This window comes from Bartonella taylorii 8TBB (assembly GCF_902825155.1).
Lineage (GTDB): Bacteria > Pseudomonadota > Alphaproteobacteria > Rhizobiales > Rhizobiaceae > Bartonella > Bartonella taylorii_A.
Map to the genome: position 1 here is coordinate 25,661 of NZ_CADEAG010000001.1, position 14,618 is coordinate 40,278.

Annotated in this window: 13 protein-coding genes; 2 read left to right on the forward strand and 11 right to left on the reverse strand. The window is 41.3% G+C overall.

Annotation, left to right across the window (positions count from 1 at the left end):
* Positions 1-21: 21 nt before the first annotated feature.
* The 6 genes from J7R13_RS00115 to clpB form a co-directional block, all read right to left on the reverse strand.
* Complete coding sequence (locus J7R13_RS00115; protein WP_208436934.1) at positions 22-1,863, reverse strand: portal protein; 1,842 nt, start codon at positions 1,861-1,863, stop codon at positions 22-24.
* Positions 1,863-3,188 (reverse strand): PBSX family phage terminase large subunit, encoded by a 1,326-nt coding sequence (locus J7R13_RS00120; RefSeq protein WP_208436935.1) that lies wholly within the window; start codon positions 3,186-3,188, stop codon positions 1,863-1,865. Before J7R13_RS00120 ends, J7R13_RS00115 begins: the two co-directional genes overlap by 1 nt.
* 103 nt (positions 3,189-3,291) lie before the next feature.
* Positions 3,292-3,483: a hypothetical protein gene (locus J7R13_RS00125; protein WP_208437285.1), complete on the reverse strand. Its 192-nt coding sequence runs from the start codon at positions 3,481-3,483 to the stop codon at positions 3,292-3,294.
* Positions 3,484-3,550: 67 nt separating this feature from the next.
* Positions 3,551-3,742 (reverse strand): hypothetical protein, encoded by a 192-nt coding sequence (locus tag J7R13_RS00130; protein WP_208437286.1) that lies wholly within the window; start codon positions 3,740-3,742, stop codon positions 3,551-3,553.
* Between the two features lie 60 nt (positions 3,743-3,802).
* A complete protein-coding gene (locus J7R13_RS00135) occupies positions 3,803-4,144 on the reverse strand; it encodes a hypothetical protein (RefSeq protein WP_208436936.1) in 342 nt (113 codons plus the stop codon).
* A 623-nt stretch (positions 4,145-4,767) separates the two neighbouring features.
* Positions 4,768-7,347 carry an ATP-dependent chaperone ClpB gene (gene clpB, locus J7R13_RS00140; protein ID WP_208436937.1) on the reverse strand — a complete coding sequence of 860 codons (2,580 nt, stop codon included), beginning with the start codon at positions 7,345-7,347 and terminating at the stop codon, positions 4,768-4,770.
* Between the two features lie 459 nt (positions 7,348-7,806).
* Between clpB and J7R13_RS00145 the strand changes: the two genes are divergently transcribed.
* Positions 7,807-8,826, forward strand: a complete 1,020-nt coding sequence (locus J7R13_RS00145) for a DUF3472 domain-containing protein (protein WP_208436938.1) — start codon at positions 7,807-7,809, stop codon at positions 8,824-8,826.
* A gap of 443 nt (positions 8,827-9,269) precedes the next feature.
* Here J7R13_RS00145 and yacG read toward each other — a convergent pair whose 3' ends face one another.
* The 5 genes from yacG to J7R13_RS00170 form a co-directional block, all read right to left on the reverse strand.
* Positions 9,270-9,470, reverse strand: a complete 201-nt coding sequence (gene yacG / locus J7R13_RS00150; RefSeq protein WP_208436939.1) for a DNA gyrase inhibitor YacG — start codon at positions 9,468-9,470, stop codon at positions 9,270-9,272.
* 124 nt (positions 9,471-9,594) lie between these two features.
* Entirely contained in the window at positions 9,595-10,293 is a 699-nt protein-coding gene (locus tag J7R13_RS00155) for a Maf family nucleotide pyrophosphatase (RefSeq protein WP_208436940.1), read from the reverse strand.
* Between the two features lie 276 nt (positions 10,294-10,569).
* Positions 10,570-10,788 (reverse strand): translation initiation factor IF-1, encoded by a 219-nt coding sequence (gene infA, locus J7R13_RS00160; protein ID WP_004856585.1) that lies wholly within the window; start codon positions 10,786-10,788, stop codon positions 10,570-10,572.
* A gap of 1,430 nt (positions 10,789-12,218) precedes the next feature.
* On the reverse strand, positions 12,219-12,794 hold the full coding sequence (locus tag J7R13_RS00165) for a disulfide bond formation protein B (RefSeq protein ID WP_208436941.1): 576 nt from the start codon (positions 12,792-12,794) through the stop codon (positions 12,219-12,221).
* A gap of 10 nt (positions 12,795-12,804) precedes the next feature.
* The gene (locus J7R13_RS00170; protein ID WP_208436942.1) at positions 12,805-12,957 is read right to left on the reverse strand and encodes a DUF5993 family protein; all 153 of its coding nucleotides are present in this window, start codon (positions 12,955-12,957) and stop codon (positions 12,805-12,807) included.
* Between the two features lie 1,163 nt (positions 12,958-14,120).
* Between J7R13_RS00170 and purE the strand changes: the two genes are divergently transcribed.
* The gene (gene purE / locus J7R13_RS00175) at positions 14,121-14,618 is read left to right on the forward strand and encodes a 5-(carboxyamino)imidazole ribonucleotide mutase (protein WP_208436943.1); all 498 of its coding nucleotides are present in this window, start codon (positions 14,121-14,123) and stop codon (positions 14,616-14,618) included.

Sequence of the window (14,618 nt, forward strand, 5' to 3'; positions counted from 1 at the left end):
TTCAAATGAAGCCGTTTATCTTTACGCATTTTCTCTCTGCAAAATGGTTTGCAACAGCTGCTCAACGCCAGCATTACCACCAAACACCCCTCCAGCATGGGCACTATCCTGCAAAGGAGCACTTGGGCTCTCTACGCTCTGCTTTTGCGCTTTAATGGCAATTTTATGGATAAGCGAAGCTGGCAAAGGCGAATAATGTAAAAGATCAAGCATAATCTCTGGAGTTGCAAAATTTTGCATCAAAGGCAGCAATTGCATAATAATGGCAAAAGTCCGCTCTTTTTCATTAAGACTTGTTGGAGCATCATCGACCACAATATCATATTCCAAACTGGTGATCATTTCGCGTGTGAGTGGAACATATTGCGCATTTTCGTCCCCAGCAATACGTACCAATCGCCCATCGGAGAGATAATTTTGAATGAGATAGAGAATAATTTTTCCCTGTCGTTGCCGGTATCGACGCAAACCATCAAAGAAAGAAGCCAACAAATTGAGTGACGATTGGCGGCGTTGTTCTTCAAGAATTCCTGGTTGGTTCACCGCCCTTGTCCCAACGAATTCAGAAGACAAACCAGTGACTTGTTCTATAGCGCTTTTTGCTTCATTAAACAGCTGGAAGAAGCCCTGCGGGAATTGGGCAACGGGTTTAGGTTGGATTCTTCCACCCGAAACAGCTCCACTTTTAAGCCAAGTAATACTATCGGCCCTCGCCCAACTTTCCACAGCCTGTCGATCATCATCGAAAGCATCCCGTTCAGCCATAATTCCGCCTTTAGACTGACTATTCAGCAAGTGCATGATTTGACTAAAATATTTATTTGCCCAGCGTTGTGGATCTTTTGTTGGTTTCACAATACCATAAAATTGCCGGCTCAACTTATCAAAGGTACCGGTAATACATTCCCAACCCAATTGGTTAGGCGGAACCAAAGGTTTATCGGGTGCGTCGAGCAATTTTTTGCCCAAAAAGGCCCGTTTGACAACTTTTCTTGTCAACCGCGTTGCTTGAAGATGCGGAAAATTTTTACAAAAATTTTGGAAATCTCGTTCCGAATAATCGATAAACTTCCCACTTAAAGGATCAAGAACTCTATAAACAACCTCGCGTTCGAACCAACGACATTCAGCCAAAGTAACCATTTTAGGACGTTGATAACTACTCGCATCATCCCCATCACCATAAGAGCTTTGCCTCTCACCACTCCCCGTTTGAGGTAAAAACGTACATTGTTTAACCCAATCGGCATTAAGATCACTCCAATGGATGTGGGGGAACATTTCTTGAGCAACGTTCAGTGGTTTTTCATCAATATACCATACACGCTGTGCATCAATCAGATTTGGTTTTACAGCACTTGCATCCCAGACCATTTTCATCGGGTCCAATCGTGCAATCACCGGTTTTCCCTGTGGATCTTCTTCATAGTCAAGGCGGGTATCTGTCCAGCCCATTCCGCAAATAATCGCATCTTGAAAAGCATCCGAATCTTCATACTCTCCATCAGCCTCATCACGAAACCATTCAGCCGCTCCAGTAAGGATTTGGTTAGCAAAAGCCGCTCCCTCTTGGCGTGGAATAAATTGCACTTGTCGTTTATTATTGCGCTCGGTACCGATCACCGCATTGATCAAAGGGGCAATGCGGTTAAAGGTCATAACCGGTCTATTTTGTTCTTGCAACACGGCAAGATCTTGCGCATTCCATTGCCGCCCATTATAAAAATCGTAGTCCTCTTGGGCATTTTTGCGCCATTGCTCAACATGCACAATATCATCGTGATACCAACCGACCAGTTTCTTAAAGAGCGCCTGATGTTCAAGCGTCTCTAAGGGATCAAAAGAGTCTGTAGAAATATTCATTAAAAAGCCATCCATGAAGTTTGAGAATGGTGAAACGAGCGATAAACGTTTTTACGGGGACGAACATTGGGCTGTTCATAAGCCACACACATCAGCCCGAAACTATCGGCGCCATGGCTTGCCCAATCATGTTCAGCCCCTAATCCGATATTACGCTGTTCGTCACGCTTTTCGTGATACCAAGCGAGCGCTTTTCGGCCAGCATGTGTTGTCTCTCGATTAAACCATATAGCAGGAAACAATCGCCTAACAGCTTCGATGCGCATTTTAACGGCCCCCACGCCTTGATTAGGAATCACCTTGGTTTGAAAACCAGCTTGTTGAAGAGCACTTTCAAAACTGACATTATAGACACGATCTTTGGTTGCGCCATCATGAGGCAAGACCATCAACGCCTTATCATACCCCCTCTGAAACACCCATCCAACATGTTCTGAGAGAGGCTGTCCTTGTGCTTCATAGTAATCGAGAACACGGATTTCCCGTCCAACAAATTGCGCTACCCACAAAGCGGTAGCATCAGCCTTTGCCCCTGTTCCTCCAATATCCCAAAAGATCTTGATCTGTATCAGCGGATCACGCGGAACAGTAGTAATACGCCCTTCGCGTGAAGCTTCAAGCAACGCTTTTTGATAATAAGCACCTTGAACAGATTGGAGATATTCCCCTTCCCAAATATGATTATACTGTTCAGGTCTTTGTTCTAAATCCGCCTTTCGATCACGATTTAGTTTTTGGGGAAAGAGAGGATTATCGCGCCAATTAATTTCCACACCTTTGATATTGGGATCATTCACATTGCGGAAACGTTTTTCCACGGGAGCATTTTCATGACAAGGGTTCCATGTCACCCACAATTCGGCATTCCAATCTTTTCCTTCTTCGCGCAAAGTTGGAATAAGTGTTTGCCAAGCGGTCTCCGTCACGGGTTCTGCCTCATCTACCCAACAGAGGAAAACACGACCCATTGACTTAATACTTGCGATATTACGATCAAGCCCTGCAAAAACATAGACGATACGTCCATCTTTTGACTTGATATATTTGTCACCAATTTCATAATAATCTCGAAGGAAAGGATAAGCTTCAATCGCCCGTTTAATTTCCTCCAACGAACTTTCATTGAGTGAATTTTGAAATTGTCGTGCACAGAGAATAATACCCCGTTCACCAGCCTTTCCATGCCGATATCCGATCACAGCAGACATGAGGGCAAAAGAACGTGTTTTCCCAGATCCCCGTCCTCCCCAAGCGGCACGCACATCAGCTTTTCCAGTAAAGACAGGAAGTAGCTTTGGAATGAGAGCAATTTGCGCTGTTGTCATGAATCCTCAAACACGGCGATCTACAAAACCATACATTTCAAAGACCACCCTCCCAAAACTCTACAGTCTTGAAAATCTCCCCAAGCACCACAATTCTCAAGCATCAGAGTTTTTCGTTTCCTGCCCGCACAATTTCTTGACAGACACCGCATCCTTTGCCTTCACCGGTACAATTTTGGGCACGTGAAACTGTTTTAACATCACCTCCCATTTCTCCCGTCACCTGCAGAGGGAACAGCTTTGTAAAAAGCACAAAAATAACACTATAAACACAACAGTCTACAAAACCGTACATTTCAAAGACCACCCTCCCAAAACTCTACAGTCTTGAAAATCTCCCTAAACACCACAATTTTCAAGTATCAGAGTTTTTCGTTTCCTGCCCGCACAATTTCTTGACAGACACCGCATCCTTTGCCTTCACCGGTACAATTTTGGGCACGTGAAACTGTTTTAACATCACCTCCCATTTCTCCCGTCACCTGCAGAGGGAACAGCTTTGTAAAAAGCACAAAAATAACACTATAAACACAACAGTTTACAAAACCGTACATTTCAAAGACCACCCTCCCAAAACTCTACAGTCTTGAAAATCTCCCTAAACACCACAATTTTCAAGTATCAGAGTTTTTCATTTCCTGCCCGCACAATTTCTTGACAGACACCGCATCCTTTGCCTTCACCGGTACAATTTCAACACGTGAAACTGTTTTAACATCACCTCCCATTTCTCCCGTCACCTGTAGAGGTAACACTTTAGCCAGAAGCGAAAAAAAAGGCACAGGATTATTCAAGGCATGATATTGGAGATAAGAGACTAACCCATCCTCACCATAGTGATGTCCGGCTTGTTCAGCAGCTGTAAGAAGGGCTTCATTAAAGCGCGTTGTTGTTTTATTTAAAGCACCTTTTGGCCGCCCTCTTCGGCGTAAAGGAAGGCAACGTTCATCTGCCATCATCCTGTTCCTTCAAATAAAGAGAAACGCATTGCACAACATAAAAAAGAGCGTAAAAATCAGTAACGAAATTCCACGCACAACCAAGAGCCTTTTGACCAAAGATCAAAACCACTCGGATGACTTAGGCCATCTCCTTTTCAGAGAAACACAACTCCTAGAAATTCCTCAATCAGATAGAAACTTATTGATGACACAACAAAGCCCAATTGATGAACGCACAAAATTCCGGATAAATCGATAAAATTCAAGTATTATAAACTGACCACTGCCTCTCACTTGAAATCTACCCTAGGAGAGTGCAAAATACACCATTTTGGCAAGCAGAAGATCTAAAATCTTACAGATTCCAGCAGGTACTCTCAAACAGAACCGATAGGAAAAAAACAGAACCGATAGACAAAACCCGAAAAAGCATCACTTTTCACAGAAGATTTCTTTCCACGTAATGAACGCCTACCCCATCATTTCATACGCTTTGCAAAAACGCGCAATTCCGATTGTATCATTATGATACCTATTGAGATTTACCTTGTCAAGTTTTTTTATGTTCTCATGAGCATTTTTTGTCAAGCTTATGGCCATACTCCACCATAGGCATATTCCTCTTCATGAGAATTTTCTTAATTTTCAGATAAAAAAATCAAATGATCACCTTCTTTTGCAATTGTCACGGTTGATTCATCATGAATTTTTCCAAACAAGATATTTTCTGCCATGGGATCTTGAATTTCTTTTTGAATAATCCGTTTGAGAGGACGCGCCCCATAGAGGGGATCATAGCCTTTATGGGCAAGGAATTGTCGGACTTCTGGTTCGATATGCAAGATTATTTTGCGTTCATTGAGCAAATTTTGCAAATGTTGGATCTGAATATCAACAATAGCTTCCATATCCTTGCGTTGCAATCTTTGAAAAAGGATAATCTCATCAATACGATTAAGAAATTCAGGACGAAAAGCAGCTTTCACGACATTCATAACATCATTTTTTGCCTGATCAGTTGTTTGCCCTTCAGGTAACGCAGTTAAAAAATCAGCGCCAAGATTTGAAGTCATAATCAACAAAGTGTTGCGAAAATCGACGGTTCGTCCTTGACTATCGGTTAAGCGCCCCTCATCCAACACTTGTAGCAAGAGATTAAAAATATCGGGATGGGCTTTTTCAATTTCATCAAACAAAATGACCTGATAAGGTCTTCTACGCACGGCTTCGGTAAGCACGCCGCCTTCTTCATAACCAACATATCCGGGCGGAGCTCCAATCAAGCGCGCACCGGCATGTTTTTCCATATATTCAGACATATCAATGCGCAACATTGCATTGGAATCTTGAAAGAGAAAAGCAGCAAGCGCTTTGGTTAATTCGGTTTTTCCCACACCGGTAGGACCGAGAAACATGAAGGAGCCGAGTGGGCGATTGGGGTCTTGTAGCCCCGCACGCGCACGGCGTACAGCGCGGGAAACAGCTTGAACGGCTTCGCCCTGTCCCACCACACGTGTGCTAATTTCATCTTCCATACGCAAGAGTGCTTCTCGCTCTGCCTCAAGCATACGATCAACAGGAATACCAGTCCAGCGTGAAACAATACGCGCAACATGTTCAGCAGTAACAGTTTCTTCAACGAGATGATTTTGTTGATCATCATTTTCAGCAATGCTCAATTGTTTTTCGAGCTCAGGAATGACACTATAAGCGAGCTCTCCAGCCCGTTGAAACTGTCCATCACGTTGTGCAATAGCTAAAGCATTACGTGCTTCTTCAAGTTGTTTTTTCAAATCGGCGGCATGCCCTAATTTTTGTTTTTCAGCCTGCCAAGCGGTTGTCATTTCCGCAGACTGTTGTTCCAATGTATTCAGTTCATCCTGCACAGTTTTGAGACGTTCTTTTGCCGTTGGCTCCACATCTGTTTTCAAAGCTTCCCGTTCAATTTTCAACTGGAGGATACGCCGATCAAGTGCATCAAGTTCTTCAGGCTTTGAATCGACTTGCATACGCAACCGCGCCGCCGCTTCATCTACCAAATCAATGGCTTTATCGGGCAAGAAACGATCAGTAATATAACGGTTAGACAAGCGCGCAGCCGCAATTAAAGCACTATCAGCGAGACGCACTTTGTGATGTTGTTCATATTTTTCTTTAATACCGCGCAAGATAGAGATTGTATCGTCAAGCGTTGGTTCAGGCACGAAGACGGGCTGGAAGCGACGCGCAAGAGCGGCATCTTTTTCGACATATTTGCGATATTCATCCAAAGTCGTAGCCCCCACACAATGGAGTTCTCCGCGTGCAAGTGCTGGTTTTAACAAGTTAGAAGCATCCATAGGGCCATCGGATTTTCCAGCACCAACGAGATTATGCAATTCATCAATAAACAGAATGATTTGACCGTTTTCCGCTTGCACCTCAGCAAGTACAGCTTTGAGACGTTCTTCAAATTCCCCACGATATTTTGCGCCAGCGATAAGCGCTCCCATATCCAGAGCATAGAGTTGCTTATCGCGCAAAGTTTCAGGTACATCCCCATTAACAATACGCAGCGCCAACCCTTCAACAATAGCGGTTTTTCCAACTCCAGGTTCACCGATGAGAACAGGATTATTTTTGGTCCGCCGTGAGAGAACCTGAATAGTCCGGCGAATTTCTTCTTCACGCCCAATAACAGGATCCAGTTTTCCTTCCCGTGCATCTTTTGTCAAATCGCGCGCATATTTTTGTAAAGCATCATATTGGCTCTCGGCATGGGGGCTTGTTGCTGTTTTTCCTTTACGCAGAGCATCAACAGCTTGATTAAGCGCTCGCGGGGTCAAACCACCCTTTGTTAAAATATCAGCTGTTTTTGCGGATTTTTCCATGATAAGCGCTTGTAATATACGCTCGACAGTAACAAACTGATCACCGGCTTTTTTAGCAAGATCCTCGGCCATTGCGAAGACTTTAGCCAACGGCTGTGACATATAAAGTTGCCCATTTCCCCCTTGCACTTTTGGCAAAGCCTCAAGCGCTTGCTTGAGATCCTCTTGAATAAGAGACAGATCACCACCCGCTTTTTGGATCAGTGACGCTGCCAATCCTTGAGAATCCTCTAACAACACTTTGAGAAAATGCTCTGGCATAAACTGCTGATGATCAGAAGAAAGGGCATTATTTTGTGCTGATTGTAAAAAACCTTGCAACCGTTCGCTATATTTTTCCAAGTTCATTTTTTTCCCTTTCTTGCACCACCACCGCACTTTAACTCTCCAAGACACCCCCAAAAAAGAACCGCTCATCACAAAACACTATGAACGAGGCTGCATGAAGAATAGCCGTAGTGCTAAAAGGAATATGGGTCCTCACAAGCTCCATAGCAAGAGGGAGAGAACGACGTAATGTCATTTTTCAACAAAGCTGCGGTTTTGTTATAAACGCCCCCCATCAAACACCATCACCAAAGCCTTATCCATCAAACGCCACCATTATCTCCTTCATCAAGACTCTATCATTAAGAAGTTTAACAACAGAAGAATACATGAAAACATATCTTTCTTTATAAAAAGTATTAATTTACAAAATGTAGTTTATCTAAAAATATTACTTATATTTTTACTTAACAAAATATTGAATATATACTTCAATACATATAAAATTACACTGTCTTTATTGAAAGAAAGGAGTTAAATATGTACTACAACATAAAAAAGATACTCTTAATTTTTTTATTCCTTCTCATAAGCAAACCAAGCTACGCTGTTTTTGCCGGTAAAGTTATTACAATGCAACACGAATGGCCTGACAACATGTCATTCGATACATTTTCTTTCTTTCAGCAAATAACCCATGATGGTGGACCTAACTCCATCTATTTCTGGGGGAACCAATTTCAGTTCCGAAATGGAAAAAGCGGACATATTGGTTTATTCAACAGAGGGACCCGCACCATACACTTCTCTATCTGGAATGCGACGGGATGGAAAAGTGATAAATGTAAACATTTTACTCATGAAGGCTCAGGAGTGCGCTGTGAAATTGAATTTCCGTGGAAGATTGGACGTCGGTACAGATTAGATGTTTCCAAGAAGGGAAATCTGGTTACAGGAACAATAATTGACCTTATAGCTGGTAAAGCAACAAAAGTCGGTGTCATCGAAGTTCCAAACACATTTGGTAAACTGCATAAATCTTCGAGTTTTGTTGAAGACCATTCACGCTGGAAGAGGCATCTTTCCTCCTGTTATGTGTTAAGTCCGCAAAGTTCCACCTTTTTCAGCCCTATAGCTGATTACAAATACCAAGCGCTCATAAAGGCCTCTGCTGAAGGGCACTGTAAAGATCCTTACGTCGTCCAAATATTATGTAAGTTCAGTACGTGCATGAATAGTATAAGCGACCTTGGGGGATTAGCCTCTCCCGGTATTCCAGAGATTCCCATTGTCGACAGGCAAGACCTGTCGGCACAAACTGTTGCGGATAAATTAAAAAAAGAGGAGCTTATCGTCATCCATTTACAAGATGGTGCTTGGACACCCAATATCTTTTTCCCATCTCCTAGCGCATTTCAGTGGAAATCAATTTTTGTGGACAATCGAGCAGCCTTGAGTTCCTCAATTCACGACAATCACGGTACAAAAAAAATAACCTCAGGACAGCAAATTATGTATATGTCTGATGGGAAAAGCTGGAAAATTATGCAAACAAACTAACTTTCTTCCTTACAGATACAAATCCCTCACCTTGATTAAAAAAACCAGCGTGAGGGATAGTTTTTTACCTCCTCACCACTGTTTTTCTCACTTTCCTGATTATTTTTAACCCTAATTGTTTTATTCTAGATAAAAGAATGCTTTCATTTTAAAAAATTCTTTGCTCCTTCAGACGCCTCACTTCTCCTAGCAGCTAAACCTCTATCCGCTCTTCACGTCAAAGAGTTAATTCTCTCTAAGACTCACATAACCTGCCAACAGCTCTCAAAAGCTAAAGTTTCTCAACGTGCAAAAAATCTTTTCATGAGAGCTCAAACACCTGATCTTTTTCCAGCTCCAACGCCCCTCATTTTTTAAAAAATGCCTGACTTCTCCCACCAGCTGCAAATCTCTACCTGCACCATAAACCTTATTTTCAACATTTTGAAAGGCCTTGCTACTTTCTATTCTTCTTCATCACTTGTTTGCGGCGGCGGCGGCAAAATATAAGCACCCGAAAGCCACCGATTGAGATCAACTGCGCGGCATCGTGTTGAACAGAAAGGATAGGCATTTTGTTGTGCCCTCTGACCACAAATTGGACAAGGACGCGGAGGACGCGTTAGAGATGTCTTTTTTTGCGTTAAATCTGACTCTTTTGGCATTTTGTATCTGTGTGATTTTTTGGCAGTTTTTTTTCATTTTTTGCTGTTTGCTTTTTTCATTTTACTGTTCTGCTTTTGTTGTTTTTACACGACTCCCTTGTTTTAGCCAGTGGCATAAGTTTTTCTAACGGATCTCTCCGGTCCAATGAGGGAGCATTGGATAGTGATAAGCTGTAAGAAGATCCATTGTTTCAGCCAACGACAAGCCAACCACATTGGAATAAGAGCCAGCAATATAGACGACAAAAGCACCAGCTATTCCTTGAATAGCGTAACCACCAGCTTTTCCTTCCCATTCTCCAGAAGCAAGGTAGGCATCCATCAAAGGCGCAGTTAACCGTCTAAAACGAACACGACTTTCGACCAATTTCACGGTTATTTTTCCACGTTCATTGAGTGCACAAATAGCACCATAGACCTTGTGAGAGCGTCCAGAAAGGAAGCGCAAACATTCATATGCCTCATCTTCACCCTTTGGTGAGGGAAGAATGGTGTGCCCCACAGCAACCACCGTATCAGCAGCCAAGATGACAGTTTTCTGAGCTGATGCTTCTCCTAGATCATTTTGACTGCGCCATAGCATAATTTCTTGTGCCTTAAGCGCTTTTTCTTTAGCCAACCGTTTTGCAAGAGAGGCAGGATGTTCTCTTAATTTTGGTGTTTCATCGATATCGGTTGCATACACTTCATGAGGATCAAGCCCAATCTGCGCTAAGAGTGCCAAGCGACGCGGAGAAGCAGAAGCAAGCACCAATTTGATTTCTTGGACAGGATTTTCCGATACACGCTCTTTTCCTAAGAAGGTTTTCTTTAAGTTTCTCATTTTAGCCCCCTCAGAATGCTTTTAAGCCCTTACCCAATTTTTGGTGCTAAAAATATCCTTTACAGATTGATTTCACACATTGTTGGCTTTGATCAAAAGGCTATTTTCCAAATCACGACACAATTGCACGTGCGAGCCCGTGCTTGGAAAAACCATATCCGCTCTAAAATCACTGTATTTTCTATTTCTTTTCATTTTTCATTTCTAAAAAGATATTTCAAGGTATTTTAGACACAACACGAACAGGTTTTACAGAAAACAACCATCACCCATAACTTACTTATAGCGATATATAATGCGCCCTTTTGTCAGATCGTAAGGGGTCATTTCCACCATGATTTTATCACCGGCTAACACACGAATACGATTTTTGCGCATTCTACCAGCGGTATGAGCAATAATTTCATGATCATTTTCTAATTTCACACGAAACATTGCATTAGGTAAAAGTTCGGTCACAATACCAGAAAATTCCAAAACTTCTTCTTTTGACATAAAAAAACAATTTCCTTTGTAGTGCACATGCCTTTTAGGCCGTGCGTTATTTTTCAGCGTTCATATCCTATTTTGCTAGTTTTGTGAACAAAAATTCAACAAAAAGGCAAAGGTTTTTCTTTATTACATTGGTTCCTTGACGCTCTCAAAAAGCTTTAGCGCCTCAATTCAGTCTCCCTGTTTAGTCCCCCAATTTAGTTCATGATGCACATGACTTTTGAGCAGATTCAAAAAGAAACAAGAAACTGTCAACACATTCCCACAAGCTCTTTATACCTCTTTTTTACTCCACAAGTCCAGCTCTCCTTCAGCCATTCACTCCACGTTTTGCTTCATTTGATTTTTCTCATTTGCAAAATTTTGTTCCACCCTCATACCCTCATCTTCACGCTCCTTTTATTCCCCTTAGCACTCTTTTCTCCCCACCCCAACCTCTCTTCCCTCTCGACCTCTCCTTCGCCTCCGTCCTCTCCTTCACCCCACATATACACGCTCACAAAAGCACGCCTCATATCCTACGTCTTTGCGTTACTCTTTTAAAGATTCACATTTTTACGCTTTTACATATTTACAGAAAATAGTAAAATAAACCTCTGACAAAAGTACCCTGAAAATATATTTTTTATGACAGTTTGATACATATGGAATGGACGAAAATTCATCCACCTTACCATTTTTACTGCTCAGCACGGTCAGATAACCCCTCAGATAATCTCTGTCACCTGTACTCCAACATTTAAAAATGATCTTATTGGGTGTTTTTATCAATATAGCTAGCAACTCTTAAAACAAGGAAGATTTCTTTTTGATTCACTCTATTTCTGCTGTAAGAACAGCGTTAAAATGTTTGTCTCTTTCTCAGCACAAAGACTAACGCAATCGATACATGAAAATGGAAAAAGAATGGGTTGTATTGCCAAGCATATAAGCAAAAAAAAACACTTAAAAAGAAAGACCCATTCATCACAAACAGACCCTAAAAGAAAACCATTTAACAAGAGCTTTCTAAACTTGAAATCCACAGCTCTAGAAGCATTGAACACACTCCTCAAGCATTAATGAATACCAAACTGCAGAGTCCGCGTAACACAGAATTTTAAAGGTACAAGAGTAAAAAAATCTCATCGTAGAGGTGTGAAGATCTTAATCAAAAAGTTTTCCAGACAAACTTATGATAAAGTTTTCGATGTGTAGAATTCTTGAGCATTTGGCAAGGGGCTTTTGCATAAAGAATACAGCAGCTCAATGTTGCGGATTGATAAAAGCGATACTCTACAAAGAAAATCAAAACTCTGGAAAAATCAAAAATCTAGATTAGATTTCCCTCAGAAGTTTTATAAAAAAGAGGCACCAATGGAGACATCACCGCCTCTTTATCTCTCACCATTAAGATACATATCCGGAGATTTTATTGAAAAAACACTTTAAGATCAGGAAGGAAACCAGTTTGACAACAACTCATATCTCACGGGATCATCAGCACATTGCCCACCACCGCATTCAAGTATGGTAGAAATCAAATTTGCTGCAATCAAAAACACAAATAAGAAACTTGCTGTCCTACTCAAGATGGGAAAAGGAGAAAATACTTTAAATTTGTGCGCCACTTCACCTAAAATCATGACAATGGAAACCGCAAGAGTACAAAGGACGGAAATAATGAACGCCCAAGTATAAAAATGCAACCCAAAAAATGTTGAGCCATATCCAAGATCATCTGGTGTGATATGCAAAAACACCTGCCTTGCAGCGATAGCACTGGTGACCATACAACCGAGAATAACCATACCATAATGGGTATTTCTCACTTTGTAGTGAATATTGAGTAAGAACCCACATCCTGCAAGCATCAAACCAACGCGTTGAAGAAGACAAAGGGGACAAGGTAACTCAAACTTCACCAGCTGATAATAAAAGGCTATCACCAAGACAGTGGATAACCCAATAAGCCCTAATGTATTCAGAAATATAACAAAATAAAGATTTTTTTGTTCAATATGTTCCATTGCTATTCTCTCAAAAAGACAAGTTCAAAGACGAAGTTGCGTGGTGATTAAAAGTGAAAAGAATGACAACCAACAAAATCGTCCATAAGGCATAACTGATATTTTTCTTGCCAGATATCGTCGTTAGTGCTGCACCTAAAGCAATTAAAAATGGAAGAAACATGGCTTGAAGTCTCCTTTCCTTACTTATTGGTCGTGTAACATATTACAAAATTAGGCAAAAAAGAGACGGTCAACCTACTATTAACACCTCATCCTTCACTTTTCAAGATAACAATGATATAAGAGGCATATAGGACACGAGAAGCGAAAATCAACAAAAGATTTGACCCTATATTTTCCTTTAGTAACAAGCAAAAGAGCCTATTTGCCTCTTCTAACACTGAAAGAATGGTTTGCATGATGAAATAAATATCATGTACTGAATATTGAGACTTTCACATGTGTCTTTTCACAATGGCCTCTCGTTATTTTTTAAACGCATTTTTGCCATTTATTTTTTTCTCTTACAAGCAATGGTTCAAATTGCTACACTTTTTACATTTTATGACTCTTTCTCTTCACTTTAGGCAATAAAGAATCACAAGAATGTCTGAAAGCCTTACAACAAGCGCTATCACTATTCATTTCCGACAACCATCGCCCGTTTCCAATCACTCTCCCCAATCACTCTCCCCAATCACTCTCCCCAATCACTCTCCCCAATCACTCTCATTGTATATTTTGGCAAATCTTGTTTTCAAAACGTGATTTTAGAGTAATAAACCGAAAATCAAAAAAAGCTTTTGTCTCATCTCGTATACCCCTTTCCCAAAACAAACACGCTGAGCACCCCTTTTCCTGAAACGGGAGGGGAAAGTCTCTACTTTAAATCTAAGATTGTTTTAAGCATCACTCCACAAAAGGGTGTTTTCTCCCACAAAAGGGTGTTTTCTCCCACAAAAGGGTGTTTTCTCAATAACTAGAGTAAACTGGATATATTCCCAGAGCACCCGAACGTGATTGAGATTTTTGGCTTGAAATTGACACATTCGAAGAAATCCACAGAGTTGAGAATGCTTAAATTTTTGATAAAAAGTATTCTCTGCACCAAAAACACTGTTTATAGAAAAGGAAGGATCCATCACTTTTCTTTCAAATTTTTGTCAATGCCCTTTCAAATTTTTGTCAATGCTTGTAAATTTTCTGTCTGTAAACTTTGTAATCTACCCTAAAAGCACGGTTGAAAAACTGTTGGGGTATCACCAATTGACTTTGCAAAGAGAGTGTACAACTCTTACAAAATAAGGGAGAAGAATCGCATTGGACATTTAAAAAGGATATAAAATGGCTAAAAAATCATATGATGTAGCGATTTTAATGGGCAGCCAATCAGATTGGCAAACAATGCGTCATAGTGCGGATATTTTGACATGCCTTGGTATTTCTCATATTTCGCAGATTGTCTCGGCACACCGAACCCCTGAACGGCTTTACCAATTTGCGAAAGAGGCAAAAGCATCAGGTTTTAAAATTTTGATAGCCGGTGCGGGAGGTGCAGCGCATCTTCCTGGTATGTTAGCAGCACTCACGCCTCTTCCTGTTTTTGGTGTTCCAGTGCACTCACAGTCTTTATCTGGTCAAGATTCACTGCTTTCCATTGTGCAAATGCCAGCAGGCATACCGGTTGGCACATTAGCGATTGGCAAAGCCGGTGCCATTAACGCAGCGCTCTTAGCTGCAGCGGTTATGGCTGTTTACGACGATATGCTTGCACAGCGGTTACAAGATTGGCGTCAGCAACAAACAGCCAGTGTTGCACAAACTCCAGTAACTGAGGTTTAA